A 23,812-nucleotide genomic window follows, 5' to 3' on the forward strand; every position below is an offset into this window, starting at 1 on the left:
CAGCGAGTTTATCTTTAAATTTTTGCAGTCCGAATAACCTTACTCATCATTTCTGCATTTGGATAATTGACTTCATGATAGAGTGCTGCGACCTTTTCAAAATCATAGTTTACTCTTCGAATAGAAGTTTTTATATGTCCGTCCTCGACTTCAACAAGTCCATAAGAGGCCTTTGTCAGACCATCGAACGGTAAACCAACGCTTCCAATATTCATGATAACCTTACCATTTATATATCTAATATAGGGCTTGTGGATATGTGCATAAATAAAAACTTGTGAACCCTGCGCCTGCATTAAACTCGTTTCGATTTGGTTGTCATCAGCGTTAGGGAGTATAACATCAAATAGATTAGTTGGTGTGGCATGAAACGCTGATAATTGAACATCTTCGATGGTAAGATTTAAAGTAGTTGGAAGGCTTTCTAAATATTCAATATCGGTTGGTTCCAATTGCTTTACAGTCCATTGGCGTTCTAGATTCATTAACTCTAGAACCTTATCTGCCACTTCCCCTTTTTGAACACCGCGTACCACCCATTCATCGGCATTTCCTTTTATCACTTCCGTATGTAAAGAGCGGACTAGGTCAAGAGAACGCTTAGGCTCAGGTCCACGATAACATATATCACCTAATACATAAATTTGATCAATTCCTTGTTGCTCAATATCCTGGAGAACGGCGTCCAGTGCGATGGCATTCCCATGAATATCCGATATAAAGGTAATTTTCATATCTATCCAACCTCCTTTAAAAATAGTACCATTTTTTGCTTGTAAAATAAAATTAGAATTTTCAATAAAAGCTTCGCTTCTACTGGCTGTCTGCTGTATAATCTTTTCTAATAATAAAAGAGGAGTTATGACAATGAATTCATTTATAAAGGATCAACTAGAAACATTCCAACAAGAGAACAGAAACCGTGGACGTTTGCTTGTCAGTTGCCCAGACCAGCCAGGGATTGTTTCAGCTATCTCGCAGTTTTTATTTTCGTATCAAGCAAATATCATCGAATCTAGTCAATATTCTACTAATCCTGAAGACGGAGTATTTTTTATTCGAATCGAATTTGAATGCCCGAATTTAAAGGAAAAGGCAGAGGATATGGAAGGGGAGTTTGCTGCAGTTGCTGAGAAGTTTTCGATGGATTGGAAATTAACCCATGTCTATCAGGTGAAAAAAGCGGCAATCTTTGTGTCTAAGGAACTTCACTGTTTGCTTGAACTGCTGTGGGAATGGCAAAGTGGTGACTTAATGGCGGATATTGCGCTTGTAATCAGTAACCATGAGGAAGCTAGAGATGCGGTAGAATCTTTGAATATACCGTTTTATTATATTCCTGCGAATAAGGATATTCGTGAACAGGTGGAAGAAAAACAGCTTGAGTTATTAAAAGAATATGAAATTGATTTAGTGATATTAGCACGTTATATGCAAATCCTGACTCCAAAGTTTGTCGCTGCCAATCCAAAGAAAATTATTAATATTCATCATTCCTTTTTACCAGCGTTTATTGGGGCAAGACCATATGAGAGGGCACATGCCCGCGGTGTAAAGTTAATCGGAGCAACATCTCATTATGTAACCAATGATCTTGATGAAGGACCGATTATTGAACAGGATATTGCCCGTGTCGATCACCGTGATGATGTGAATGATTTGAAAAAAATTGGACGTAGAGTGGAAAGAAGTGTTTTGGCTCGTGCGGTGAAATGGCATATTGAAGACCGGATTATTGTCCATCAAAATAAAACGATTGTTTTCTAATGAAGTTGGAAAACAGAGTAAGGCTGACTCAATAGTTGGAAATGAGTCAGCCTCTTTCTTATTTACAAAATATATGTTTACCAATTTTCTTGATTTGTGGGCGGCTCCAAATCCAGCTGCTTGTCGCTGTATCGGGATTAAAGTAATATAGGGCATTTCCGGTTGGATCCCATCCATTTAACGCATCCTGGACAGCCTTTTTTGCTGTTTCATTCGGTGTCAAATTAATTTGTCCATCCGCAACTGCCGTGAAGGCGCCAGGTTCATAGATGACCCCGGCTGCTGTATTTGGAAAAGAAGCACTTTGAACCCGATTAATAATGACAGCTGCCACAGCGACCTGACCGGTATAGGGCTCCCCGCGTGCTTCCCCGTACACGGCATTTGCCATCAAACGGATATCATTGGCACTATAACCGTTCGGAACATTAGCACCTGTTGAACCGGTATTTCCACTCTTTTCATATTTTGTTGCTTTTACTAGCATTGCCTTCGTATCTGCCCCGACAACCCCATCGACAGGCAATCCAAATTCATATTGGAAATTCCGTACAGCCCAGTATGTATTCCAGCCAAACACACCGTCAATTTTACCTTTATAAAAGCCATTATACGAAAGGCGTGACTGCAGCTCAATCACATCTTCCCCCGAAGCCCCCTGTTGAATGATCTGGTTCGAAAATGCTTGAATATCCTTACTTTGATCGCTATTGGCTAAAGATGTTACAGTTAGAAAAATCATTACCAGCAAAATCTTAAAGATTGCTCTCCTCTGCACAGGTTCAACCTCCTAACGATTTAAAAAGACGTATAATACTATCCTTTCATATTTTTTACATTTCTATGTAACAAATGAAAGGAGTAAGGGTTTTTCTGCTAAAATAAGTTTCTTAGGATAGAATTCTTAAACCGTTCTTCAATAAAATGGATGAAGGACAAAACTTGATAAAGAAGCAGAGGATTTTTCTTTCATAAGAGGCATGAAGGACAAATCTCAATAAAGAAGCAGAAGATTTGTCTTTCATAAGAGGCCTGAAGGGACAAATCTCGATAAAGAAGCAAAAGATTTGTCTTTCATAAAGGGCATGAAGGACAAAACTCAATAAAGCAGCAAAAGATTTGTCTTTCATAAGGGGCATGAAGGACAAAACTCGATAAAGAAGCAGAAGATTTGTCTTTCATAAGGGGCATGAAGGACAAAACTCAATAAAGCAGCAAAAGATTTGTCTTTCATAAGAGGGATGAAGGACAAAACTCAATAAAGCAGCAAAAGATTTGTCTTTCATAAAGGGCATGAAGGACAAAACTCAATAAAGCAGCAAAAGATTTGTCTTTCATAAAGGGCATGAAGGACAAATCTCAATAAAGAAGTAAAAGATTTGTCCTTCATAAGAGGCATGAAGGACAAAACTCAATAAAGAAGCAAAAGATTTGTCTTTCATAAGGGGCATGAAGGACAAATCTCAATAAAGCAGCAAAAGATTTGTCTTTCATAACAGAGATGAAGGACAAAACTCAATAAAGAAGCAAAAGATTTGTCTTTCATAAAGGGCATGAAGGACAAAACTCAATAAAGAAGCAAAAGATTTGTCTTTCATAAAGGGCATGAAGGACAAATCTCAATAAAGAAGTAAAAGATTTGTCCTTTATAAGGGGCATGAAGGACAAAACTCAATAAAGCAGCAAAAGATTTGTCTTTCATAAGGGGCATGAAGGACAAAACTCAATAAAGAAGCAAAAGATTTGTCTTTCATATGAGGGATGAAGGACAGATCTTGATAAAAAAGCAAAAGATTTGTCTTTCATAAGAGGCATGAAGGACAGATCTTGATAAAGAAGCAAAAGATTTGTCTTTCATAAGGGCATGAAGGACAAAACTCAATAAAGAAGCAAAAGATTTGTCTTTCATAACAGAGATGAAGGACAAATCTCGATAAAAAAGCAGAAGATTTGTCCTTCATAAAGACCGCGAAGTACATATCCCAATATAGTAAATAATCCCCTCAAAAAGGTTGAGGGGATTTATGCTGCTGCTTATTAATGAAATTGTTTATACCATTCTACGAAATGACCCAACCCTGTTTCTAATGGTGTAGCAGGGGAGAAACCGGCTGCCTGCTGCAAGTCGGTAATATCTGCATAGGTCTCTTTTACGTCTCCAGGCTGCATCGGGAGGAATTCAATTTTGGCCTTTTTACCGATTAGATTTTCTAATGTTTGGATGAAGGCCATTAATCTGACGGGGCGATTGTTGCCAATATTATAGATTTTGTAGGGAGCATGACTTGTGCTTGGGTCGAGATCTCTGTGTGGATCTGGCTCAGGTGGCTGGTCTAATAATTTGACGATTCCTTCTACAATATCATCTATATAAGTGAAATCCCTGCGCATGTCGCCATTATTGTACACTTTTATCGAATTCCCTTCGATTATATCCTTTGTAAAGGAATAATAAGCCATATCCGGTCTGCCCCAAGGTCCATACACTGTAAAGAAACGAAGGCCGGTAGTAGGGATATTAAATAAATGACTGTACGTGTGTGCCATTAATTCATTTGCTTTTTTCGTGGCTGCGTAGATACTTACTGGATGGTCGACAGAGTCAGTGGTGGAGAAGGGGGTTTTGGTATTGGCTCCATAGACAGAACTGGACGACGCGTAAAGTAAGTGCTCCACTTGATAATGCCTGCAAGCCTCTAAAATATTTACAAATCCTACTAAGTTGGAATGGACATAGGAGTGTGGATGAGTGAGACTATATCGGACCCCAGCCTGTGCAGCTAAATTAATCACAATGGGGATGGAATGACTCTCAAAAATTTCGTTTAAGCCTGCTGAATCAGCTAAATCTATTTTATAAAATGTAAACTTATCGTTAGTCTCCAGCTGTTTTAACCGCTCATTTTTTAAACGTACATCGTAATAGTCATTAAGGTTGTCCACGCCGATTACATGATAATTTTCAGCTAACAAACGTTTAGAAAGATGGAAGCCAATAAAACCTGCCGCACCTGTCACTAAAATGTTCATCTTTTATCCGATCCTTTTTTACGATCATTTCCCTTCTTTTTATCCTTGTTATCTCTCGTACCGCCGTGCTCTCTTTTTTGACTGTGGTCCTTATCACGATTATGCCCTTTTTTATGGTCACGATCCTTATCACGATCATGTCCTTTTTTATGGTCACGGTCTTTACCATGGTCTCTGTCCTTTTTATGTCCGTGGTCTTTACCATGTTCCTTGCCTTTTTTATGGTCACGATCCCTATCGTGGCCCTTGCCCTTTTTATGCCCATGCTGTTTTTTACCGCTATGCTTTTTAATTTCTGGCAGAATAGTAGCAATGTCCTTAATTTCCATTTGAACTTCTTCCTCGGTAAGTGGAATAAGAGTTTTCGTCCATTCCGCGTGTGTAGCAGGATCTAAAACCTTTATTTGCTCTAAGAAATCAGCCAGGAAGCCTCTTTCATGAAGGTTTTGAAAAAGTTCTAATGGTCGTTCTTGCAGACGAGAGAAGGAATAAACATGGTCAACCATTTTAAAACCTTTATTGGTGACAAAAACATGTCGTAAGGGGGCGTCAATTTGTTTAAATCCAGCCTGTTTTTGGGAAGTTAGAATGTCTAATAGTAGTTTTGTCACGACGGGTGGAAGGGTGGTTTGTTTCTTTAAAAAGGTGTTTAAGTCTGGCCCTGATAAATATTCCATTACAACGTAGTTTTCTCCGCTTTCATGAACCTTTGGAATAAAGGAAAGGTCCTGATTCGCCAATAAAATGGTTTTTTCCATATGACAATGTTCCGGTTTTCCATAGATTTTTACGCATTGATCCTCTTCAATTCGAAAGACCGCACCTTGGTGACCAGCTCCAATTAATGTTTGCGAGATGGCGCTATCCACTTTTACTCCTTCACCATTTCCTCCTGAAAAGACGGGTATATTCCGGTAATCGATTGTGTTCTCTGCAAAGTATCGCTGCCAAGTTTCATAGGTGGCTGGTTCAAATTTTCTAACTTGAGATAAGAAGGATTCTTTTAATAACATCATGTTTAAATCTCTTAATAATTTAAGCGGCACAGGGTGTACACGTTTGAAGGCATTCACATGGTCAATGACCTTCAGCTCTTCATTTTCAAGGACGAAAATATGCCGTAACGGGGCATCAACCATTGTGAACTGTGCATTTCTCATTTCACTTAAAACATATAGAAGTTTTCTTGTAATCGATTCAGGAATATAGGTGCAATTCCGTAGATATTCTTTTAATGTAGGGGCATTAAAGAATTCCATAACGATATAGTTTTCACCATATTCATATAATCGTGGAAAGAACGCTAAGTGCTGCCCTGCTTTGAGTGCTTCTAATTCCATTTGAGCTTGCAGGGTATTGGAATAAATTTTTACGCAGCGCTTTTCGGATAATTTAAAGACAGCGCCTTGAGCACCCATTCCGATTAAAGGGTAGTTAGTGGGGTTATCGATTAATAGAGTTTTTGGTCCTTTCGTTACTTTAATTGATCTGAAGTCTGTCATCGTGATCCCCCTAACAATTCATCATAATATTTAGCCTGCAAGAGAAGCTGCTTAGTTTGGTCAAAGTTTTGTTCTACATTCTGACGAGCTGCAAGAGCATAGCCTTCCCATAGTTGTCGATTGAGTAACATAAATTCTAATGCTTGGGCAAGATGGTCCACATCGTTTTCTCGTACTAAAATTCCATCTTGGTTATTCGTAATAATCTCTGGAATACCCGCATGGTTTGTGGCGACAACAGGTATACCTGTCGCCATCGCTTCTTTAATCGTATTTGGAATTCCTTCTACATCCCCATTGCTAGCTGTTAAACTTGGGGCACAGAAAATGTCTGCTTGTCCCATTAATTCTGGAACTTGACTCTTGGGCACACGATTTAATAATCGGAAGGATGTACCTAAATTAAGCTGTGCTGCTAGGGATTTAATATAGCTTTCCAGCTCACCGCCGCCAATGATGGTAAGGGTAGCTCTTGGGAATTTTGCTTTAATCTTTTTAAATGCCTGCATTAAGACATGGTGACCTTTCTTTTCTACTAGTCTCCCGATTGAAAAAATGTTTTGTGTCCCTTGTAAATTTGGTCCCTTATAAGGGAAAAGGTTAAGGTCTACCCCTCCATAAAGCACTCTGATTTTATCTGCAGGACATCCCCATAAATTTATTCGATGTGCTAGATGCTGACAAACAGGGAAAAAACACTCTCCTTGTTCAAACAGCATTTTCATGCCATCTAAATAGCCAACCGGCTGATTGGCAAGAGTTGCATCTCTTCCGCGGAAACTGGTGACAAGCGGCAGGTTGGTTTCTTCCTTAAATGGAAGCATTAATAAACCTAATTGACCATGGTGGGCATGAATCAGTGATAGTTTGTTTTTTTCGACATAATCTACTGGAGAGAATATTTCACTAAGGTATTGAACCTTTTCATTAAGAAGCGATAAATTAACCATATACTTAGGCTGCCTGACCAAATGAATATAATCATAACCAGGAACTTCCCGAATCTGGGGAATGTATTGAGTCGGATCCACCCGCAGGTTTAAATGGATAACTTTAGGCAATTGTTCATTCTCCTTTCAAACATAATATCTAAATTTATAATCCTCTAAAAATAAGGTATGCTTTTTGAAAGGGAAGGCTTGGACAAATTGGTAAAAACACCAAGGCAAAAAAAAATGCGCTAAAGTCCTTAACAGACTGTAGCGCGTTTTTTTTAGATAAATAAGCTTAGTAGTAAAACGATTCCAAGACCAACAATGGAGTTGACGAATAAGAGAAGGCCCCAAGTTTTAAACGTTTCTTTAATAGATAATCCAAAATACTCTTTGAATAACCAGAAGGAAGCATCGTTCACGTGTGTAATGGTGTTACTGCCTGCAGCTGTTGCTAATACCATTAAGACAGGGTTTACATCAAAGGTATGCATAAGCGGACCAACAATCCCTGCAGCTGTAATCGCGGATACTACACCCGTACCGGTTGCAATCCGAATTAAGGCAGTGATAAACCAAGCCATGATTAACGGTGATACACTTGAATTTTGCATTAAGCTTGCAATCGCGTCACCCACACCAGAATCTAAGATAATTTGTTTGAAAGCACCGCCAGAACCAACGATGAAAACGATCATCGCAATTCCTTCAATCGCTCCTGAAAATGATTTCATGACGTCTGACATGGAACGGCCAATGCGAATACCAAATACATAGATGGCAACTAGAACGGCTAGAATCATACTGATTTCTGCACTTCCGAAGAAGTTAACGATTTGATATGCAGTGGAACCTTTTTCGATAAAGTAATTAAGAAGGGTTGCTGCCGTAATAATGATTGCAGGTGTTAATGGAACAAGTAAGCTTACTGCAAAATTTGGCATTTCCGCTTCTGTAAATTCTTTTTCTTTTTTTAACAAATTCGGTACTGGACGGTCTAAGTTTTTCAATAAGCGTGGGAGAATAATACCTGCACAAATGATAGCAGGAATGACGACCACTAGCCCTAATATATAAACCATACCCATATCCGCGCCATAAGCGTCAACAAGTGCTACCGGACCAGGCTGTGGCGGGAAGATACTGTGAGCCATCGTTGCCGCAGCTACCATTGTCATACCAAGACGTAAAAATGGTGTTTTCGCTTCTATTGCGATACTTACAACAAGTGGTGCCAAAATAATAAATGCTACTTCGTAAAATACGGAGATACCGAAGATGGAACCGACAAGTAAAATGGCCCATTGAACATATTTCACTCCAAATTTATTTAAGAGTGTGGTTGCAACACGTTGAGCCGCACCTGAATCAACCATCAACTTACCAAGGACAGCACCAAACCCGATAATAATGGCGAGACTTCCAAGCGTGCCGCCAAAGCCGGCTTTCACCGACGCAATGACATCTGGCAAACTGAGACCGTTTGCAATGCCTACAAAAATTGCTGAGATTAAAAGGGCTAAAACACTGTTAAGCTTTACTTTCATATTTAAGAAAAGAAGCAAAGCAACCCCGAGAGCTACCCAAATAATTGGTAAATAATTCTCCATGATATTTCCTCCAAGTTCTAGATGCATTAGCAGTATTGATGACGCTTACCCCATAGAGCAACGTAACTAATAATTAATTAGTTTAATAAACAAATTAACCTTTAGAAGGATATCATTTCCATAGCGAGTTCGTCAAATCTTTTTTGAAAGCGGTTATTACAAATTGTAGATTTTTATATAAAAAAAGTAACCCCATATTTCGGGGTTACTCGTATTAAGAATTAACGTAATGTTTTTAAAGCTCCGCTCCAAGCGATTACTTCGTCCAACATTGCAGTCATGTTTGTTTGGTGTAAATCTTGAGGTTTGAATTCTGAGCCGTTTTCAAAATCTGTGAATAAAGATAATGTTGGGTGTGTACGAACGTCAGCTACCTTAACTTCGCCAAGGATTCCACGTAAATGTTCTGCAGCACGTGCTCCGCCTGTTGAACCGTAACTTACGATACCAGCCGCTTTGTTGTACCAAGCTTCACGTGCAAAGTCAATTGCATTTTTTAAAGCACCTGTAATACTGTGGTTGTATTCTTGAACAACGAATACAAATCCATCTAAACTTGCAAGCTTTTCATTCCAAGCAGCAATTCCTGGCTCTGTTCCATCAGTAGTGCCTAGGAAGGGAAGGTTAAAATCTGCGATATCTACGATTTCGTAGTCTGCGTCTCCACGTTGATCAGCAATTCCTTTTACCCATTCTCCTACTTGCGGGCTAACACGTCCTTGACGTGTGCTTCCTAAGATGATACCGATTTTCAATTTTGGATTTGTCATTGTTTCTTCCTCCTTAGTTGTTGTACCAAATAATTTGTTGAAAAAACCCATTGTGTGCACCCCTTGCTGTTATTTTTAATCTATTTAGGTTTTTTGTTAACGTTTGTTTTGAATTAAAGTATACTCAGGTAAAATATTTTTAATTCGAGATAAATATAATACAGATTTATCTCGATGTCAAGAGATTGGTTTTAAAATAAAAAAAAGCCATTACTCAAAAAATAAAGTAATAGGCTTTCCTTTTTCAAAGGTTAACAAGTAAAAACCACTGGTACTGTTAAGCATGGTAAAGCGAACCCGAAGAATTCAATACATACTTTATTCGTAGATATAAGTTTCAAGGGGAAATTTATCGCTAGAGGAGCCGTGTTGTTAAAGGATAAATTGCCTTCCACCTCCACTACTAGAGTTTGAACTCCGTTTTCCTCTGTACAAATTGGCAGACCTGCCGCTGTCCCAGTAAATGTTACTGTTACTGTTGGACCGGGTGGGAATACCGCGGAAAAGGAAACATTGACAAAGCTTCCCGCTAAGGTACAGTTGGGGCAGATATTAATATCCACTTCAAGGTTTAAGGAAACTATGAATGATCCGATTTGAATCGTTTTTGTGCCAGTACCAATGGCAGTTGCACCACAATCGCATTGTTGTAGTCCCAAGTTCATTACCTCCTTTCATAGCAATACGATATGATATGAAGGTTGTATGATTTTGGACAAGTCATGAGTCCTAGGAAAAATCAACATTCCCTTGTTTTTTTTATCATACTGCAATAAGTGGAATGCTTGTTCCTTTTGGACTATACTTGGTAGAGATATTTTATTAAGAGATTGGAGAGGGAGTAATGATGTCAAGTTTGCCAAATTGCCCAAAATGCAATTCAGAATATACATATGAAGATGGAAGTTTATTGATTTGTCCAGAGTGTGGACATGAGTGGAGTTTAGAAGCAGCGTCTGTGGAGGAAGAACGTGTTATTAAGGATGCAAATGGTAATGTTTTAAGTGATGGTGATACGGTAACGGTTATCAAGGACCTTAAAGTAAAAGGAAGTTCATCTACCTTAAAACAGGGGACAAAGGTGAAAAATATTCGTTTAGTTGATGGGGACCATAATATCGATTGTAAAATCGATGGTTTTGGCGCGATGAGTTTGAAATCAGAATTTGTTAAAAAGATATAAAAAATTGGCGCTCCCTACTTAAGGAGCGCCTTTGATTCATTTTAAAAATCAATGTTGTCAGGGTTTGGACCGACTCTATGATTTTCATTAAGACTACTTATTTGGTCCAAATCTTCTGCTTTTAGTTCAAAATCAAATATAGATGAGTTCTCTATGATTCTTTGTTCCTTTGTTGATTTAGGTATCGTAACAACCCCATTTTGTAAATCCCAGCGTAAAATGATTTGAGCGACTGATTTGTTATATTTAATGGCTAGGACCTTTAGTAAAGGATGATCAAATAATTGACCCTGCATTAATGGGGACCAGGCTTCAAATTGAATGCCGTTTTTATCACAGAAGGCTTTGACTTCTGCCTGAGTTAGACGTGGGTGATATTCCACTTGATTGACCATTGGTTTTATCTCGGCATTTTTTAGTACATCTTCTAAATGATGGACTTGGAAGTTACTTACTCCAATTGCTTTTACTCTTCCTGCTTTATAAAGAGTTTCTAGCGCACGCCATGCATCTTTATATTTCCCCTCCACTGGCCAGTGAATCAGGAATAAATCTAAATAATCAAGACCCAGTTTCGCTAAACTATTCTCATAGGCTTTCAGTGTTGATTCGTACCCTAAGTCAGAGTTCCAAACCTTTGAGGTAATAAATAATTCTTCTCTTGTAATGCCGAATTCATTGATTGCTTCGCGAATGGCTTGCCCAACGCCTTCTTCATTCCCATATATAGCGGCTGTATCGATACTGCGGTAACCTTGTTTAATCGCAAATTTAACAGCATTCACTAATTCTGGACCTTCTTCGACTTTGAATACCCCTAGACCGAACCAAGGCATTTTTACACCATTCGATAAAGTAGTTGTTGCTTGTAAGTTGTTTGTCATTTTATTGAACCTCCAATTTTTGATTTGAAAATAAACACTGGTTATCAGTAACGGTTTTGTCTTTTTCTTCTAGCTTTCGGCTCCAGCCTGTCAGGAAGACGGCGCCAAGAACCATCAGGGCACCAATCCAAGTGGTATGGATGAGTCCAATTGAATCGGTTATGATTCCGCCTAAATAGGAACCAATCGCAATTCCTGCATTGAACGCAGCAATATTAAGGGCCGAAGCTACGTCTACAGCGCTTGGTACATAACGCTCAGCCAGCATGACCACATACACTTGTAATCCAGGAACGTTCATAAATGCAAGCAGGCCCATAAAGAAAATCGTAATTAATCCCGCTATTTTAAATGGTGCGGTAAACATTAATATAAATAGAACCACAGCTTGGACAATAAACATATACAACAGTGCCTTAATTGGATTTTGATTGGATACCTTTCCTCCAATCATATTTCCGATGGCGATTGCAATCCCATAGCCAAGTAGAATCGCAGCCACCGTTCCTTCTTTAAAGCCTGTGATATCTTGAAGGATTGGAGATAGATAAGTAAAGACTACAAATGTTCCTCCATACCCTAAGGCGGTAATGATAAAGACAAGTAAAAGCCGGCCATTTTTGACGATTTTTAGTTGATCACGAAAAGATGAAACACTACCTTTTCGTAAAGACGATGGTATCAGAATACTATTCGCAAGTAATGCGATGACTCCCACAACAATAATCAGAATAAACGCCATTCGCCAGCCAAATTGTTGACCAATAAAGGTACCAAGCGGAACACCGGTTACCGTGGCTACGGTTAGTCCTGAAAACATAATGGAGATTGCGCTGGCTCTCTTATTTTCCGGTACTAAATCAGCTGCGATCGTAGAGCCGATTGACATGAAAATACCATGGGAGAGGGCAGATATAACGCGCGCTACCAAGAGTACGCCGATGCTTGTTGCACTAGCCGCCAGACCATTCCCGATAATAAAAATCACCATGATCCATAACAATAAAGATTTCCGTGACATACTAGAAGTAACAGATGTCAGAATAGGTGCCCCGAAGGTAACTCCTAGTGCATATAAGGAAACCGTTAAACCGGCAGTTGTAACGGGAATTTCTAAATCATTTGCAATTAACGGTAAAAGTCCGACACTGATAAATTCAGTGGTTCCAATTGCAAACGCACTTATCGCTAATGCCAGCAGTGCAAACAAACTTTGTTTATGATTGAAAGACATATGTTGTCTCCTCCTTATGAATTTTTGAACGATTTGCTTTTTACGGCTCAATCGATAAATGTTATTATGGGATATAGTGAAATATTAGTGAAGTACGCACTTTAAAGTGATATAGATACTTTCGAGTAATATAGGTACTTAAAAGTGCCTATGAGTGAGGAGGGAATGTTCGTATGAAGCAACAAAAGAAATACAATATATCTGTAGAAGCAACGTTGGAAGTAATTGGAGGGAAGTGGAAGTGTGTGATTCTCTGCCATTTAACCCACGGCAAGAAACGAACAACTGAATTAAAGCGGTTGATGCCCGATATAACGCAGAAAATGTTAACACAACAATTGCGTGAATTAGAGGAAGATGGGGTCATTAATCGAATCGTTTATAATCAAGTTCCGCCGAAAGTGGAGTATGAGTTAAGTGAGTATGGCAGGAGTTTAGAAGGGATTTTAAATTCACTATGCACATGGGGAGAAAAACATATTACCAAAGTTTATGGAAGTTTAGATGTCTTAGAAGAGAACGTACTAAATGAACATTTAAAATAAAAACACTGTTAAATTTTCATTGTTGATTTTTTGTGCAGCGGTATAAAAGGTAGATGAAGGACAAATCAGTAGAACTTCAGATGAGATTAGTCCTTCATAAGGGTGATGAAAGACAAATCAAGAGATTCCACAGTGAGATTTGTCCTTCATAAGGTTGATGAAGGACAAATCGAGAGATTCCACTGTAAGATTAGTCCTTCATAAGGGTGATGAAAGACAAATCAGGAGATTCCACAGTGAAATTAGTCCTTCATAAGGGTGATGAAAGACAAATCGAGAGATTCCACGATGAGTTTAGTCCTTCATAAGGTTTTTCGTGGCCGAAATCAACATCAGCCTTTAACTAAGCAAAAAAACAGGCGTATCCTTTTTCAAGGATAACGCCTTATTTTTTCAATAAAAGGTAAACAAAGTAGGGTGCACCAATTAGTGCTACCATAATACCGGCAGGGATTCCTGCAGATTCCATGATATTCCGTCCTACAGTATCTGCAAAAACAAGCAGCCAGCCGCCAATTAGAATGGCGATGGGAATAAATAACTGATTTCGCGGTCCTACTAACGCTTTTGCCATATGCGGCGCCATTAAGCCGATAAAGGTAATTCCTCCCGTAACTGACACAGCAGATGCAGCAAGGGCAACAGCGGTTATCAGTAAAACAATTCGTTCTTTTTCAATTGATACACCGACGCCGATGGCGACTGGTTCACTTAGACTAAGCAGATTCAACCGATTTGCCTTATATAAGGTAAAAGGAAGCAGTACAACCAGCCAAGGGAGGAGCGCCCAAATAAATGGCCAATCGGTTCCCCAAATATTTCCTGCTAACCATTTTGCAATAAAGTCGACCTTTGCCCGTTCGGCAGAAGAAATCAGGACAATCATCGCTCCGGAAAGCGCCATCGAAAAACCAACCCCGATTAACACCAATCGTACTGGCTGCATTCCTTCCGTTTTGCTGTACGCGAATAGATAGATGAGAACGGCAGTCAGCAATGCTCCAAGAAAAGCAACTAGTGGAAGCATATAGACAAACGAACCTGCTTCTATTGGAAAAAACAGAAAGAATACAGTGACAGCAACACCCGCACCAGAGTTAATCCCAATAATACCAGGGTCAGCTAAATCATTACGGGTGATTCCTTGTAAAATAGCCCCTGATAAGGCTAGTGCCATACCGGCTAAGAGGGTAATGATGATTCGCGGTAATCGAACCGAAAATAACACAAATTCCTCTTTAAACGTACCTTGACCAAGAAGGGTAGGGATCAGCCTGTCGTAGGAAAGAGAGGCATAACCTAAACCCAGCCCAATCACGAGCGTAACCAAAATTAATGCTATTAAACTAACTAAAATGATTCGTTGTTTTCTAAGTACCGATGGGTGGATCATGAGAATGCCTTACCTCCTTTACGGACAATCACAAGAAAGAAAGGTAATCCCAAGGTGGCCACAATCGCAGCCACAGGTGTTTCAAAGGGAGCATTAATGGTCCGTCCAAGTGTATCAGCGAAAAGCATAAAGGTGGCTCCAGAAATAGCCGTCATAGGAAGAATAAAACGATAATCCGTCCCAACCATTGAGCGTACAACATGAGGGACCATTAAGCCGATGAAAGCCATGTTTCCTACAAGGGCAACAGAAGCCCCTGCTAATAGAATAATGGAGATAAAAAGAATGACCTTTATTTGTGTTGTTTTTTGACCTAGTCCAACTGCTACTTCTTCACTTAAACTAAGAATTGTAAGCTGCCTTGATAAAAAGAAAGACACTAGTAACCCAACTAGGATGAAGGGGATAATAATCTGGAGCTGCCCCCATGTAGTGCCAACCATTCCTCCAGCCGTCCACATTGAGACATTTTTTGATATTTTAAAATAAATCCCAATTCCTTCTGCAATGGCATAAAGGAAAGCAGAAACAGCTGCTCCGGCTAGTACAATTCTAAGTGGAGAAAACCCGCCTTTACTCATTGCACCGAGGCCGAATACCATGGTGGTTCCCACCGCTGCTCCAATAAAGCAGGCAATGGTAATACTGAAATAATTAGCTGAAGGGATAAACGTGATAATGAATGCTAGTGCTGCATTTGCCCCCGCTGTTAAACCAAGTAAGCCTGGATCAGCGAGGGGATTCCTCGTGATCCCCTGCATAATCGCTCCAGCAACGGAAAGGGCAGCTCCAACCACGATGGCAGCGATTTCACGCGGCAGTCGTATTTCACGAATGATGGAAATTTTTTCACCCTGCGCATTGGAGAAAAGTGCCTTTGATACATCTTGGAGCGAAATATCTGCTGCTCCCATGATTAAGGAAAGGATAAACATTGCGGCAAATATAAGAAGTCCGATTATTAATTTTAAGCCAAAAGGAATGGAACGTTGGTTTTCTCTTGTCATAACTCTCTCATCTTTTCTTTCGTAGAATAGGGTGAAGAGGAATCCTTTATAAGAATTCCTCTTCTAATATTAATTACCTAAAAATGATTTCTTAATAAATTCTAACTGCTTTTCTAGTGTTATTGGATCACTGAAAGAAGCACCTTGTCCATTCATTTCAAAGACGCGATTGTTCTTAACCGCAGGAATGTTTTTGTACGTTTCCGTTTCTTGGAAGGAAGTATCAGCGTCTGAGTATTTACTTAAAATCATATAATCTCCTGCATACTCAGGAATGACTTCGGCCGAAAGAGTAAAGTATCCAGATGACTCTGCCACTTCTTTCACTTTTTCAGGCATTTTTAGTTTCATTGCTTGATATAGGATTTCTGTTCCACGTGCCCAGTTGCTTCCGAAAACATAAAGATCTTTTCCGTAGCTTTCCATAACCGATACGGTTGCATCTTCACCGATCTTGGCGCGGATTTCTTCTCCCGCACTTTCAGCTTCTTTCTTGAAGTTGTCCACCCAAGCTTGGGCCTCTTTTTCTTTATTTAATAGTTTTCCAATTTCAATGTGCTGTGTTAAATAATCAACCTTTCCCCAAGTATATGTTACGGTAGGGGCAATTTCACTTAACTTATCAACGTTTTTAATATTAGATAAACCAATGATTAAGTCTGGTTCTAGTTCAATAATTTTTTCTAGGTCTTCATCGGATACTTCTGCAACATCTTTCATTTCTTTTTCAAAGGTTGGGTTATTCTTTGACCAAGTATCTACACCGACAACATTCACACCTAAATCAAGGACATTACCAGTGAATCCGGATAATAGAATAACGCGCTGTGGGTCAGCAGGTACTTCAATCGGTCCATTTTCTGATTGGTATGTAATCGTTTCAGATTTTTTCTCATTTGGTGCTGTATTTTCTTCTTCTTTAGAAGTATCTGTACCGCAGGCACTAATAATTAACGCTGCGAGCAGGATAAAGGGCAGTAGTAGTTTTTTCATGTTTAGTTTCTCCTTTTAGTAAATTGTACGTTACGCACATTGGTTTTTTTGTGCGGGGGTCATTGCCGATAACAGCGTCAATATTGAATACCTTCCTCAACACTTTTTGGCTGATTACTTCTTCACAACTTCCTGCCTTGACAATTTCACCGTCTTTTAAGGCGATAATATGATCAGCGAAGCGAGCAGCTTGGTTTAAATCATGAAGGACCATGACAATCGTCCGCTGTTGCTCGTGATTTAATTTTTGCAGAAGCTCTAACACTTCTAATTGATGGGCCATATCCAGGTAGGTTGTTGGTTCATCTAGAAAAATAATTTCCGTTTCTTGTGCCAGTGCCATCGCAATCCAAACGCGCTGACGCTGTCCGCCGGATAATGCATCTACCGGACGAAATTTAAAGTCTATTGTTCCTGTGACTTCAAGTGCCCAGTCAATTACTTCATAATCCTTTTTCGTTAGGCGGCCAAAGCCTTTTTGATAAGGGAAGCGACCATAAGATACAAGCTCGCCAACTGTTAATCCACTAGCACTTTCTGGTGTCTGGGGAAGAATGGCCATTTGTTTTGCGAGAATCTTTGTGTTTACTTTTGATATATCTTTACCATCTAAAAGGATGGACCCTGATTGGTGGGAAATGATACGTGTAATTGCTTTCAATAATGTCGATTTTCCACACCCATTCGGTCCAATGATGGTTGTTATCTGTCTATCTGGAATTTCAATACTTAGACTTTTGACAATTAAGCGTTCACCATAGCCAATGCTTAAATCATCAGTAGAAAGGCGAACCATTGTAATCCTCCTTTTGTTTCTGGAAATAATTGATAATGATTATCAGTGTCGTTATGACCTAACTATAAAGGTGAGTGATAATGATTGTCAATTACAATTTTGTGAATATTTTTTTATCAACTAATAGTGTTTACCAAATAAAGTCTCTTTTTCCTGTTAAATAAAGGTTTGTGTTTAATTTAAGGTCTGTCAAGATATCGACAAATATGAGCACCGCAGAATTTTCAAAAAAAATATGTATTGAAATCGTTGGGGAAATCCATTAATCTTATTGATAATGATAATCAATTACAATTGGTTAGGGAGTGGACGGAATGGAACAACAAGAATTGTTTGATGTGACGGTGATTGGCGGGGGACCTGCAGGACTTTATTCTACTTTTTATAGCGGACTTCGAGAAATGAAGACTAAGGTCATTGAATACCAACCGGAATTAGGCGGAAAGATTCATTTCTACCCAGAAAAAATGATCTGGGATGTCGGCGGTTTAACACCCATTACGGGAGCAAAATTAATGGAACAGCTTGTTGAACAGGCGTTAACCTTTAGTCCAACCGTTGTTTTGAATGAAAAAGTAGAGTCGATCGAGCGCAATGAAGAAGGAATCTTTGTCTTAAAGGGAACTTCTGGACAAGAGCATTTTTCAAAAACAGTGATTGTTGCTATTGGCAGCGGCATTTTGAATCCGCAAAAGCTGAACATAGAGGGCGCAGAAAGATTTGAAGTTTCTAATTTACATTACACCGTTAAATCCTTCGCACAATTCAAGGATAAAACGGTAATCATATCAGGCGGCGGGAATTCTGCTGTTGACTGGGCAAATGAATTAGAATCAATTGCGAAAAAAGTATATTTAACCTATCGAAAAGAGGAGTTGGGAGGGCATGGACAAGAAGCACAGGCAACCAAGCTTCTTGAAAGCTCTGTAGAGTGTTTCTTTCAATCTTCGATTACCAAATTAATTGCCAATGGCGACCGCGATGAAATCTCTAAAGTGGAATTAACGAACCACGAAACAGGAGAGGTATCTTATTTGGCAGTAGATGAAGTGGTCATTAGTCATGGGTATGAACAGGACGCAACCTTACTGGAAAATAGTGAGCTGGATATTGCTAGAGTAAATAATTATTATATCGCCGGAAACTCAACAAGCGAATCTTCCATAGAGGGTCTTTATGCTGCTGGAGATATTCTCATGTACGAGGGGAAAATCAATCTAATTGCCGGTGCTTTTCAGGATGCAGCCAATGCTGTAAACAAAGCGAAGAAGTTTATCCAGCCGGACGCCGCTAAAGTCGCGATGGTATCTTCCCATCATGAGGCTTTTAAAAAGCGTAATAAGGAATTAATTAAGCAAATGATATAATATAGTAAAGAAGGTGGACTGCTGCGGTCCACCTTTATTTTGTATATGGGGCAATTCGATCAATCCGATTTGTCCAGATTCCGCCGCTATAATTAGCAGGAAGTCTGTTTAAATCTTCTGGAGTATCAAATCCCTCTGACCAGCCGCCGTCACCCGCAACCACAATGACCCGCGTATCGACACTGTCCATTCGATTTAAGAACTTTTCCGACCATCCCCATAACCATGGAGCAATTTTCTCTTGTATATGCAATTGTGTTTTCTCACATGCTGAGGGGATATAACCGGTCCAGCCGACTACAATATATGGAAGAAGACAGCTTTTTAACGTCGCTTTTGACATCACACGAAGTTCGGGGATTTCCTCTTTTATTGTTGCAATAGGCTGATCCCCGCCGTAAACGGTCATTTGGGCTAAGCGTTTTGCAGGCAGCTTTGATAGCAATTCAGCCAGTTGTATGCCTTCTTCGGGGTCATCGCTTTTAATATGGATCAAAAAGGAACTCTCTGGAAAATGGTCTAATACTTCGTTCAAAGAGGGCATGAGGCCAGCGCCTTTCCCGCGAAAAGGATAAGTTTTTCCATTATCCGCCGTGTAGCCATAACCGATATCTAACTGCTTTAATTCTTCCATTGTGTATTCCTTCGTGGTTCCCTCAGCATTTGTCCGGCATTCCAACGTCCAGTCATGAAAAACAGCAAATTGCCCGTCTTTTGTAGGCTTAATGTCTAGCTCGACGACATCTGCACCGTTTTCAAAGGCTGCTTCCATCGAAGGGATAGTATTCTCTATATAGGGATGTTCAGGTTGGAAAATTCGCTCCGCTGTACAGGTATCGCCTTGGATACCTTCCATGCTAAAGGTTTGTCCTAGCCCGCGGTGTGCGAGAAGTAAAGGGTCACCCTCACGATCCTTTGCAAATAGAGAGCTATTGTTTAGAAAAATAAATAAAGATAGAAAGAGTAGAAATATGAAAGCTCTTTTTACTATTTTCTTCAGTTTCGATTCCTCCATTAGTTCATGTTCATGATAATAGACGTAATTCGTCGGATAAATGATTCAGTTTTTTATCATTCAAGTCAAAGTTAGCGGATATTAATAAGTAATACAAGATTAAGAGATCCATTTTTATGTCAAAGATAGAGATATCAGCGTTAAATGAATATATCGGCGATGAATGAGCTATATCAGCGAAAGGACATCTAAAATAAAAAAGCTGATTGGAGTTTCCAACCAGCAATGCGTTACATTCTCTCTTTTATATCGTCTCTAATGGATTCGATCATACTATCCGATAAATTAGCTGGCAGTGATGTACCATCCTTAAAGACCCAAGCATTAATAATCTCAAGATCTGCTTTTTTAAAAGTAATACTGTAATTCTTTTGATCATAGGTAAACTCTGCCGTTACATATTCCTCACTATCAAAATCATCATCAATAATCATATTTGTTATTTCATACGCCATCACAATACAGTCTCCTTTTAACCTACAATAAAATTAGTTTTAACTAAAAAGCGACGTTTATACAAAACCATCATCTGCAGCATGCTCCATTATCATACCTGACACTGTCCACCTGGGGTGGACAGTGTCCACGAGCGGTGCCTGTCACCCGTTTATTGTCACCCAATTATTTATAACCCAATTTATTAAGGAAAGTATATGTCTAACCATCCTTGATTATTTTTTAGGGTGTAGTAGTTTTGAAAGTCTGTGTTTATGTAGGCAAGTGGATAGTGTTGTTTCTCAATGCTGTAGTTGGTTCCGTCTTTTTTAGTAAAGACCAGGGCCGTTTTTGTTATCTGGATGGTTTGAAAATGGAAGCCATCTCGTTGGTAGAGCATTTCGTCTTCACCGTAATAGTTAAGTATCACCTGTCGATTTTGATGGTTTGTTAGTATTGAAAAGTCGTTTAATTGTTTTTCCATACGCGCAGCACATACCCTCCGCAACCGCATTGGTCGATAAACTTCATTTCTATGGTACTTCCGAAACCTTCTGATAAAACTCCTGTCAAATAGTCATCTGGATGTCCAAAAGAGGCGGGAGTAACGATGTTTACATAGTAACCTTTTCCTGTATGCTCGACTGCCTCTATGGACTCCTTGATAACTAACCCGATTTCCATTCTATATTCTTCGTGTTCCAGCGAAATGGACCAATTCTTATCCAATTTCGATCACCTCTTACATTCTTTTATGCTGTACTTAAATTTTTCTGTTCATTTCTGTTCAATCTACTAATTTAACATTAGCTTTAACATATCCTTATTTTAAAACGATGTTCATTGGAAAGTGGTGATAGGAATCACAAAGCGAAAGGAACCATAGTTAATCATGGTTCCTTTTCTCATAAATACTCATATTAAGAGATCGTTTCAGCCTTTTTATTTTCGATCAAGGCACTTACTTGCATGACGGTTAATGGTTTGCTAAAGAGGTCACCTTGGACAACGTCACAATGGTGTTCTTTTAGAAACAGCAGCTGCTCTTTATTCTCTATTCCTTCCGCAACAACGGTTAAACCAAGGCTGTGACCTAAGTAAATAATTGTTTCTACTAGTGCTTTGTCTTTTTGACTGGCCATAATATCTTGGTTAAATGGCTTAGGAATTTTTAAGGTGTTAATTGGAAATCTTTTAAGATACATTAAGGAGGAAAATCCTGTACCGAAGTCGTCAATAGATATCCTTACGCCTAAATCCCGCAGTGTCTGCATATTTTTAATCGCTGCTTCTGCGTCTGTAAAAGCAACGCCTTCCGTAATTTCTAACTCTAAACAATTTGGATTTAACCCAGTAGTTTTTAAAGCCTTTATGACCATCTCTACCAAATTTTCGTGAAGAAATTGAACAGGAGAGAGGTTTACAGCAATGATTAAATCGCTTTTCCCGCTATCATGCCAAGCCTTTCCCTGCATACAGGCATGATTCAGGACCCATTCACCTATAGGAATGATTAACCCGGACTCTTCTGCAACCGGTATAAATTGGCTCGGAGATACCATCCCAGCTTCCATTGTATTCCACCGAAGTAATGCTTCGACTCCGACAATTTCCCCTGTCTGTAAACTCACCTGTGGTTGATAGTTTAAAACAAATTCATTGTTTTTAAGTGCTTTTCGCAGTCCACTCTCAAGTGCCATTTTTCTAGATATCGTTTTATTCATATCCTTTGAATAGAATTTGTAATTATTTCTGCCTTCCTCTTTGGCGCGATACATGGCCATGTCGGCGTTCTTCATTAGTTCTTTGGTGTTATTTCCATCACTTGGGTAGAAAGCAATCCCAATACTCATGGAGACGTGTAATTCTTGACCTTGAATGTTGATCGGTTTTGCCACAATCGCTCTGATTCGTTCTACTAAAGGAATGACATCTTCCTCCGCCCGAATCCGGTTAAGTAAAACTGTAAATTCATCCCCGCCTTGACGGGAAATTGTATCAATTTTGCGGACGTTTTTAGCCATTTCTTTGGTAACATGCTTTAACAGTAAGTCACCAAATTCATGACCCAATGTATCATTAATATTTTTAAAACGATCTAAATCAATAAAGATAACCGCAAGTTTATATTGATTTCGTTTCGCTTCATCCATGGCTGTCGTCAGCCGCTCCAGAAACATCCTTCGATTGGGCAGCCCGCTTAGTACATCATGGTAGGCCATATGTTTCATTTTCCGGGCAGCTGAAAGAAGCTGTTGGTTTATCGAGCTTAGTTCCTCTGTCCTTTCCCCGATTTTCAGCTCTAATTCTTCTGTAAGTTCATGGTACTTGGCTAACAATGTTTGGTTTTCTAAGGAGGCAAATATGTGCCGTAATATTAGCAAAAGGATGGCTGCCGCAGAGCCGATGATTAAACTATTTGAATCTTGATGTTGAAAAATCATAGTCATAAATAAAAGAATTACACTAATATAAGGCAATAATAATCTTAGAGTGATAGAATTTTTCAAAGAAAGGATCCTATTTTTCTTTTTGAAAGATTCTTCGTCGTTTTGTGTCGCGAATGTCCCTGCCATTCCCAATAATAAAGGTGAAAGTGACCATAATGGGTAAAGTAGCCTTTCTGAAAAAGGGATATTCATTATAGAAATAATGAAATAAGAAGAATCAGCAATCACATGAATCAATAAGCTTGATAGGATTAAGACCTTATAAGGGGATAATTTTTCAGATCCTAAATAGAATATCAAAGCCCCAAAAACGAGGACTAAATCCCCAAGTGGAAACCCTATAAAAATATTGTGAATTTGGTGATTACGGATAATAAAATACCAGCTAAACGTAATAGCTGCAGTCATAATAATACATATATCAAAGGTGAATTTTGTAAGGTGAACGTTCTCTTCTTTCATTCGGATTATGTATATAAAGACGAAAAGAAAACATAGAATCTGAAGTATATAGAAGAGATGGTTCCATCCAAGGGACAGAACTGCTTTATGATAAAAATAACCGTTTGCCAGTACAGCCAAAAAGTTAAAAAAACATCCTAGTGAGTAAAATAGCCAAATGCAATTTTCTTTCGTTTTCAGTCTTCGATAAATGAAAAATAGAATAATAGATGAAGTGAGGGGGGCAGCTAATAAAAATAGATTTTCCCCAGTTGTTTTAGATGTGATGTTATTTTTCGAGAAGTAAAGCCAGATATAATAACCAAGAGTATAAAAAAGGGTATAGTAAATATATAGCCTATTTCTAACGAATCTATCCATCCGTGACACTCCTATGAGAAACCAGATATATTTCTATTTTCGTCAAATAAAAACAAGACTATTTTACCATTTAGCAG

General features: G+C 39.0%; 23 protein-coding genes. 4 read left to right on the forward strand and 19 right to left on the reverse strand.

All coding sequences use genetic code 11. The features are described 5' to 3' along the window. Positions 1 to 14: 14 nt before the first annotated feature. A complete protein-coding gene (locus tag ACN6MT_RS08635; protein WP_419955548.1) occupies positions 15 to 734 on the reverse strand; it encodes a metallophosphoesterase family protein in 720 nt (239 codons plus the stop codon). 133 nt (positions 735 to 867) lie between these two features. On the opposite strand from ACN6MT_RS08635, the gene purU reads away from it, so the two are divergent. Next, the gene (purU, locus tag ACN6MT_RS08640; protein WP_419955549.1) at positions 868 to 1,767 is read left to right on the forward strand and encodes a formyltetrahydrofolate deformylase; all 900 of its coding nucleotides are present in this window, start codon (positions 868 to 870) and stop codon (positions 1,765 to 1,767) included. Positions 1,768 to 1,825: 58 nt separating this feature from the next. On the opposite strand, the gene sleB is transcribed toward purU, so the two are convergent. From sleB to ACN6MT_RS08675, 7 genes are all read right to left on the reverse strand, one after another. Then, positions 1,826 to 2,545 (reverse strand): spore cortex-lytic enzyme, encoded by a 720-nt coding sequence (gene sleB / locus ACN6MT_RS08645; protein WP_419955550.1) that lies wholly within the window; start codon positions 2,543 to 2,545, stop codon positions 1,826 to 1,828. 1,259 nt (positions 2,546 to 3,804) lie between these two features. After that, positions 3,805 to 4,797 carry an NAD-dependent epimerase gene (locus tag ACN6MT_RS08650; RefSeq protein WP_419955551.1) on the reverse strand — a complete coding sequence of 331 codons (993 nt, stop codon included), beginning with the start codon at positions 4,795 to 4,797 and terminating at the stop codon, positions 3,805 to 3,807. After that, entirely contained in the window at positions 4,794 to 6,299 is a 1,506-nt protein-coding gene (locus ACN6MT_RS08655) for a hypothetical protein (RefSeq protein ID WP_419955552.1), read from the reverse strand. The genes ACN6MT_RS08650 and ACN6MT_RS08655 overlap by 4 nt, the downstream gene beginning before the upstream one ends. Further along, a complete protein-coding gene (locus ACN6MT_RS08660; RefSeq protein ID WP_419955553.1) occupies positions 6,296 to 7,360 on the reverse strand; it encodes a glycosyltransferase in 1,065 nt (354 codons plus the stop codon). Before ACN6MT_RS08660 ends, ACN6MT_RS08655 begins: the two co-directional genes overlap by 4 nt. A gap of 152 nt (positions 7,361 to 7,512) precedes the next feature. Beyond that, positions 7,513 to 8,841, reverse strand: coding sequence for a gluconate:H+ symporter (locus ACN6MT_RS08665; RefSeq protein WP_419955554.1), 1,329 nt, complete (start codon positions 8,839 to 8,841; stop codon positions 7,513 to 7,515). A gap of 221 nt (positions 8,842 to 9,062) precedes the next feature. Continuing rightward, a complete protein-coding gene (locus tag ACN6MT_RS08670) occupies positions 9,063 to 9,662 on the reverse strand; it encodes an NADPH-dependent FMN reductase (RefSeq protein WP_063251947.1) in 600 nt (199 codons plus the stop codon). A gap of 200 nt (positions 9,663 to 9,862) precedes the next feature. Next, the gene (locus ACN6MT_RS08675; protein ID WP_419955555.1) at positions 9,863 to 10,270 is read right to left on the reverse strand and encodes a hypothetical protein; all 408 of its coding nucleotides are present in this window, start codon (positions 10,268 to 10,270) and stop codon (positions 9,863 to 9,865) included. A 188-nt stretch (positions 10,271 to 10,458) separates the two neighbouring features. Here ACN6MT_RS08675 and ACN6MT_RS08680 point away from each other — a divergent pair, with 188 nt between their 5' ends. Next, entirely contained in the window at positions 10,459 to 10,794 is a 336-nt protein-coding gene (locus ACN6MT_RS08680; protein ID WP_419956412.1) for a zinc ribbon domain-containing protein YjdM, read from the forward strand. 41 nt (positions 10,795 to 10,835) lie between these two features. Here the strand turns inward: ACN6MT_RS08680 and ACN6MT_RS08685 are convergent, their stop codons facing one another. Continuing rightward, positions 10,836 to 11,678, reverse strand: coding sequence for an aldo/keto reductase (locus ACN6MT_RS08685; RefSeq protein WP_419955556.1), 843 nt, complete (start codon positions 11,676 to 11,678; stop codon positions 10,836 to 10,838). A 1-nt stretch (position 11,679) separates the two neighbouring features. Next, complete coding sequence (locus tag ACN6MT_RS08690) at positions 11,680 to 12,912, reverse strand: MFS transporter (protein WP_419955557.1); 1,233 nt, start codon at positions 12,910 to 12,912, stop codon at positions 11,680 to 11,682. Between the two features lie 173 nt (positions 12,913 to 13,085). Here ACN6MT_RS08690 and ACN6MT_RS08695 point away from each other — a divergent pair, with 173 nt between their 5' ends. Beyond that, the gene (locus ACN6MT_RS08695; RefSeq protein WP_419955558.1) at positions 13,086 to 13,457 is read left to right on the forward strand and encodes a winged helix-turn-helix transcriptional regulator; all 372 of its coding nucleotides are present in this window, start codon (positions 13,086 to 13,088) and stop codon (positions 13,455 to 13,457) included. A gap of 385 nt (positions 13,458 to 13,842) precedes the next feature. Here the strand turns inward: ACN6MT_RS08695 and ACN6MT_RS08700 are convergent, their stop codons facing one another. From ACN6MT_RS08700 to ACN6MT_RS08715, 4 genes are all read right to left on the reverse strand, one after another. Further along, positions 13,843 to 14,850, reverse strand: a complete 1,008-nt coding sequence (locus ACN6MT_RS08700; protein ID WP_419955559.1) for a FecCD family ABC transporter permease — start codon at positions 14,848 to 14,850, stop codon at positions 13,843 to 13,845. Beyond that, positions 14,847 to 15,857 (reverse strand): FecCD family ABC transporter permease, encoded by a 1,011-nt coding sequence (locus tag ACN6MT_RS08705; protein ID WP_419955560.1) that lies wholly within the window; start codon positions 15,855 to 15,857, stop codon positions 14,847 to 14,849. Before ACN6MT_RS08705 ends, ACN6MT_RS08700 begins: the two co-directional genes overlap by 4 nt. 69 nt (positions 15,858 to 15,926) lie before the next feature. After that, on the reverse strand, positions 15,927 to 16,850 hold the full coding sequence (locus ACN6MT_RS08710; RefSeq protein ID WP_034676650.1) for an iron-hydroxamate ABC transporter substrate-binding protein: 924 nt from the start codon (positions 16,848 to 16,850) through the stop codon (positions 15,927 to 15,929). Continuing rightward, positions 16,801 to 17,646: an ABC transporter ATP-binding protein gene (locus ACN6MT_RS08715; protein ID WP_419955561.1), complete on the reverse strand. Its 846-nt coding sequence runs from the start codon at positions 17,644 to 17,646 to the stop codon at positions 16,801 to 16,803. The genes ACN6MT_RS08710 and ACN6MT_RS08715 overlap by 50 nt, the downstream gene beginning before the upstream one ends. Before the next feature lie 314 nt (positions 17,647 to 17,960). Between ACN6MT_RS08715 and ACN6MT_RS08720 the strand changes: the two genes are divergently transcribed. Beyond that, positions 17,961 to 19,013, forward strand: a complete 1,053-nt coding sequence (locus tag ACN6MT_RS08720; protein WP_419955562.1) for an NAD(P)/FAD-dependent oxidoreductase — start codon at positions 17,961 to 17,963, stop codon at positions 19,011 to 19,013. Positions 19,014 to 19,047: 34 nt separating this feature from the next. Here ACN6MT_RS08720 and ACN6MT_RS08725 read toward each other — a convergent pair whose 3' ends face one another. The 5 genes from ACN6MT_RS08725 to ACN6MT_RS08745 form a co-directional block, all read right to left on the reverse strand. After that, on the reverse strand, positions 19,048 to 20,028 hold the full coding sequence (locus ACN6MT_RS08725; RefSeq protein WP_419955563.1) for a glycerophosphodiester phosphodiesterase family protein: 981 nt from the start codon (positions 20,026 to 20,028) through the stop codon (positions 19,048 to 19,050). Between the two features lie 230 nt (positions 20,029 to 20,258). Further along, positions 20,259 to 20,483 (reverse strand): hypothetical protein, encoded by a 225-nt coding sequence (locus ACN6MT_RS08730; RefSeq protein WP_419955564.1) that lies wholly within the window; start codon positions 20,481 to 20,483, stop codon positions 20,259 to 20,261. A 185-nt stretch (positions 20,484 to 20,668) separates the two neighbouring features. Next, the gene (locus ACN6MT_RS08735) at positions 20,669 to 20,947 is read right to left on the reverse strand and encodes a hypothetical protein (protein WP_419955565.1); all 279 of its coding nucleotides are present in this window, start codon (positions 20,945 to 20,947) and stop codon (positions 20,669 to 20,671) included. Next, complete coding sequence (locus ACN6MT_RS08740) at positions 20,932 to 21,192, reverse strand: CGCGG family rSAM-modified RiPP protein (protein WP_419955566.1); 261 nt, start codon at positions 21,190 to 21,192, stop codon at positions 20,932 to 20,934. The genes ACN6MT_RS08735 and ACN6MT_RS08740 overlap by 16 nt, the downstream gene beginning before the upstream one ends. Positions 21,193 to 21,383: 191 nt before the next feature. Next, positions 21,384 to 23,735 carry an EAL domain-containing protein gene (locus tag ACN6MT_RS08745; RefSeq protein ID WP_419955567.1) on the reverse strand — a complete coding sequence of 784 codons (2,352 nt, stop codon included), beginning with the start codon at positions 23,733 to 23,735 and terminating at the stop codon, positions 21,384 to 21,386. Positions 23,736 to 23,812 lie beyond the last annotated feature (77 nt).

It is taken from the genome of Neobacillus niacini (assembly GCF_048572935.1).
Classification (GTDB): Bacteria; Bacillota; Bacilli; order Bacillales; family Cytobacillaceae; genus Neobacillus; species Neobacillus niacini.

Excerpts from the sequence above, each read along its gene's own strand:
- ACN6MT_RS08650 (WP_419955551.1), bottom strand. The coding sequence starts at position 4,797 with ATGAACATTTTAGTGACAGGTGCGGCAGGTTTTATTGGCTTCCATCTT.
- ACN6MT_RS08720 (WP_419955562.1), top strand. The coding sequence starts at position 17,961 with ATGGAACAACAAGAATTGTTTGATGTGACGGTGATTGGCGGGGGACCT.
- ACN6MT_RS08705 (WP_419955560.1), bottom strand. The coding sequence starts at position 15,857 with ATGACAAGAGAAAACCAACGTTCCATTCCTTTTGGCTTAAAATTAATA.
- ACN6MT_RS08635 (WP_419955548.1), bottom strand. The coding sequence starts at position 734 with ATGAAAATTACCTTTATATCGGATATTCATGGGAATGCCATCGCACTG.
- ACN6MT_RS08745 (WP_419955567.1), bottom strand. The coding sequence starts at position 23,735 with ATGGATAGATTCGTTAGAAATAGGCTATATATTTACTATACCCTTTTT.
- purU (WP_419955549.1), top strand. The coding sequence starts at position 868 with ATGAATTCATTTATAAAGGATCAACTAGAAACATTCCAACAAGAGAAC.
- ACN6MT_RS08655 (WP_419955552.1), bottom strand. The coding sequence starts at position 6,299 with ATGACAGACTTCAGATCAATTAAAGTAACGAAAGGACCAAAAACTCTA.
- ACN6MT_RS08735 (WP_419955565.1), bottom strand. The coding sequence starts at position 20,947 with ATGGAAAAACAATTAAACGACTTTTCAATACTAACAAACCATCAAAAT.
- ACN6MT_RS08725 (WP_419955563.1), bottom strand. The coding sequence starts at position 20,028 with ATGGAGGAATCGAAACTGAAGAAAATAGTAAAAAGAGCTTTCATATTT.
- ACN6MT_RS08730 (WP_419955564.1), bottom strand. The coding sequence starts at position 20,483 with ATGGCGTATGAAATAACAAATATGATTATTGATGATGATTTTGATAGT.
- ACN6MT_RS08710 (WP_034676650.1), bottom strand. The coding sequence starts at position 16,850 with ATGAAAAAACTACTACTGCCCTTTATCCTGCTCGCAGCGTTAATTATT.
- ACN6MT_RS08670 (WP_063251947.1), bottom strand. The coding sequence starts at position 9,662 with ATGGGTTTTTTCAACAAATTATTTGGTACAACAACTAAGGAGGAAGAA.
- ACN6MT_RS08715 (WP_419955561.1), bottom strand. The coding sequence starts at position 17,646 with ATGGTTCGCCTTTCTACTGATGATTTAAGCATTGGCTATGGTGAACGC.
- ACN6MT_RS08685 (WP_419955556.1), bottom strand. The coding sequence starts at position 11,678 with ATGACAAACAACTTACAAGCAACAACTACTTTATCGAATGGTGTAAAA.
- ACN6MT_RS08695 (WP_419955558.1), top strand. The coding sequence starts at position 13,086 with ATGAAGCAACAAAAGAAATACAATATATCTGTAGAAGCAACGTTGGAA.
- ACN6MT_RS08690 (WP_419955557.1), bottom strand. The coding sequence starts at position 12,912 with ATGTCTTTCAATCATAAACAAAGTTTGTTTGCACTGCTGGCATTAGCG.
- ACN6MT_RS08665 (WP_419955554.1), bottom strand. The coding sequence starts at position 8,841 with ATGGAGAATTATTTACCAATTATTTGGGTAGCTCTCGGGGTTGCTTTG.
- ACN6MT_RS08680 (WP_419956412.1), top strand. The coding sequence starts at position 10,459 with ATGTCAAGTTTGCCAAATTGCCCAAAATGCAATTCAGAATATACATAT.
- ACN6MT_RS08700 (WP_419955559.1), bottom strand. The coding sequence starts at position 14,850 with ATGATCCACCCATCGGTACTTAGAAAACAACGAATCATTTTAGTTAGT.